Source organism: Myxacorys chilensis (assembly GCF_059505265.1).
This window is the reverse complement of sequence record NZ_JCACKG010000296.1, coordinates 1-2,298: the sequence shown is the minus strand read 5'-3', so window position 1 is coordinate 2,298 and position 2,298 is coordinate 1. Positions and strand designations below refer to the sequence as shown.

The 2,298-nt window shown below is 71.6% G+C and carries 3 protein-coding genes; all 3 read left to right on the top strand.

Annotated features, from left to right (window positions below; genetic code table 11):
• Positions 1-621: TSUP family transporter (locus AC5JLB_RS29660; protein ID WP_495877414.1), on the top strand; the 621-nt coding region annotated here is incomplete at its 5' end.
• Positions 618-1,373 (top strand): SDR family NAD(P)-dependent oxidoreductase, encoded by a 756-nt coding sequence (locus tag AC5JLB_RS29655; RefSeq protein ID WP_495877413.1) that lies wholly within the window; start codon positions 618-620, stop codon positions 1,371-1,373. The genes AC5JLB_RS29660 and AC5JLB_RS29655, both read left to right, overlap by 4 nt.
• Positions 1,370-2,298 (top strand): NAD(P)/FAD-dependent oxidoreductase (locus AC5JLB_RS29650; RefSeq protein ID WP_495877412.1); only part of this gene is annotated, 929 nt, incomplete at its 3' end. The genes AC5JLB_RS29655 and AC5JLB_RS29650, both read left to right, overlap by 4 nt.

Sequence of the window (2,298 nt, the reverse complement as noted above, 5' to 3'; positions counted from 1 at the left end):
CCCGTGCTTGCTGTTCTCGACCCGGCGTTCGTGCCGGCTCCCATGCTCATGACGGCACTCGTCATCAGCCTGGGCGGCGCGCTGCGCGAGCGTCGGTCGGTGGATGCGAGCGGCCTCGGCTATGCGCTCGCCGGTCGGGTCATCGCCTCGGTCGCGGCCGTGGCCTGCCTGGGGCTCCTGAGCCCCGCGAGCTTCGACAGGCTCTTCGGCGCGCTGGTCCTGCTCGCCGTCCTGCTCTCGCTCCTGGGTCTTCGGGTGGGGCCGAGTCCGCGCAACCTCTTCCTTGCGGGCAGCCTCTCGGGCTTCATGGGAACTCTGACCTCGATCGGGGCACCGCCCATGGCCATGGTCTACCAGCATGCCAAGGGCCCCTCGATGCGGGCCACGCTCAACGCCTTCTTCGTGGCCGGCGCGGGCATCTCGGTCGCCGCGCTGGGCTGGGCCGGTCGGATCGGCTGGGGCGATCTCCTCCTCGCGGCGGCCATGCTGCCGGTCGCGGCCCTGGGCTTCTTCCTGTCTGGCTGGGGACGGCGTCTCGTGGACGGCGGTTACCTGCGGGCGGTCGTGCTGGGCGTGTCCACGATCTCGGGCCTGATCCTTATCGGGCGGGCCCTGGGATGAGGGAGCGCGTGATCCTCGTCACCGGCGCAGGCAGCGGCATCGGTGCCGCCACGGCCCGGCGCCTCGCCGGCCCGGGCACCGCGCTCGTCCTCCACACCCGGTCGAACGTTCGCGGCCTCGAAGCCATCGCGGCCGAGGCGCGGGCCGCCGGGGCCGAGGTGGAGACGGCGGTGGCCGACCTCGCCGAGCCCGAGGCGGCCGACCGCCTCGTCTCCGTGTGCCGGACCACCTTCGGAGCGCTCGACCAGATCGTCAGCAATGCGGGCTTCGCCCGAAAAGGCCACTTCGGCAGCCTGCCGATCTCCGATCTCGAGCAGAGCCTCGATGCGATGCCCGTGGCCTTCGTGCGGCTAGCGGAGGCTGCCCTGCCGGACCTCCTCGCATCCGGCTGGGGGCGGGTCGTGGTCGTGAGCTCCTTCGTCGCCCACCGCTTCGGAACGGGCGGGCTCCACTTCCCGGCCTCGGGCGCGGCCAAGGCGGCGCTCGAGGCGCTGTCGCGCTCGCTCGCCGCCCAACTCGCGTCCAAGGGCGTGACCGTCAACTGCGTCGCCCCCGGCTTCACCCGAAAGGACCCGACAGGCCACGCGGCCACGAGTCCCGAGGCCATGGAACGCACCCGCGCCCTGATCCCAACGGGCCGCCTTTGCTCGCCGGAGGACATCGCCGCAGCCATTGCCTTTCTCCTGTCGCGCGACGCGGGGCAGATCACCGGTCAAGTCCTCCATGTGGACGGGGGATTGTCCCTGGCATGACCCGGGTTGCCGTGATCGGCGCGGGGATCGTGGGTCTCTCCGCCGCGCTTCACCTCCGGCAGGCCGGGGTGGAGACGGTGCTCTTTGACCGCTCGGTGCCTGGGCGCGAGACCTCGGTCTGGAACGCCGGGGTCCTCGCCACTTCCTCGATCCAGTCTCTGGCCAACCCCTCCATCTACCGGCGGCTACCTGCAATTCTCGCCCATCGCGTTCCGGGCGCCCGGATCGACTGGCGGGTCGCCCGCGATCTCCTGCCCTGGGGCCTGCGCTTTTTGCTGGCGAGTCGTCCTGGCCCGTCGCTCCGCGCCACGGCGGCCCTCCACGCCCTGATCTCGCGATCCCGCGCCCGTCACCAGGAACTCTTGTCCCGCGTCGGCGCGGGCGACCTCCTCCGGCAGGATGGGTGGCTCTTCCTCCACCGCAGCGCCGAGGCGCTTGCGGCAGCAGGCAAGGCCTGCGCCTTCTACGACCGCTTCGGCGTGCGCCACGAGACCCTCGATGCGGCACGGCTGCGGGAGATAGAGCCAGCGCTTCGGCCCCGCTTCGCAGGGGCAATCCTCTTCCCCGACAGCGCAGCGGCGGGCGATCCACGCCTCGTCCTGCGTGCCTACCTCACGCAGTATCGCGACGGCGGAGGTCAGGTTGCGGAGCGCTGGGTCGCCCATCTCTCCCGATCGTCAGAGGGGTGGCGGCTCACCACGGAACCGGGTCCGGAAGGACCCTTCGACCATGTCGTCCTGGCCTGTGGCGCTTGGACGAACCGACTCCTCCGGCCTTTCGCCCACCTCCCGTTGGTCGTCGAACGCGGCTACCTCCGGCGCTATGCCTTGGAGGGCGGCGAGCGTCTCCGTCGCCCGGTTTACGATGTCGCCGGGGGCTACGTGCTCTCCCCCCGTCCCGAGGGGGTCCAGCTCTCCACCGGAGC

Excerpts from the sequence above, each read along its gene's own strand:
- AC5JLB_RS29655 (WP_495877413.1), top strand. The coding sequence starts at position 618 with ATGAGGGAGCGCGTGATCCTCGTCACCGGCGCAGGCAGCGGCATCGGT.